General features: G+C 79.4%; 1 protein-coding gene. It reads left to right on the plus strand.

The features are described 5' to 3' along the window. The coding region (locus tag P9230_RS32380; RefSeq protein ID WP_278121780.1) for a hypothetical protein at nt 1–204 on the plus strand (204 nt) is incomplete at its 5' end. Between the last annotated feature and the right edge of the window lie 29 nt (nt 205–233).

Consider the following 233-nt stretch of genomic DNA (forward strand, 5'->3'; position numbering starts at 1 on the left):
TCCCGGGCCCCCCCCCCCCATTACCCAAAACACCCCCCCCCCCCCACCCCCCCCCCTCCCCCCCCTCCCCCCCCCCCCCCACCCCCCCCCCCCCCCCCCCCCCCCGCCCCCCACCCCCCCCCCCCCCCGCCCCCCCCCCCGCGCCCCCCCCCCGCCCCCCCCCCGGGGGGGGGCGCCCCGGGGTTTTTCTATTTGTCGTTTTAAACGTCAAACTAATTTGCCCTGACCTGGAT

Origin of the sequence: Mesorhizobium sp. WSM4887 (assembly GCF_029625865.1) — a bacterium.
GTDB lineage: Bacteria > Pseudomonadota > Alphaproteobacteria > Rhizobiales > Rhizobiaceae > Mesorhizobium.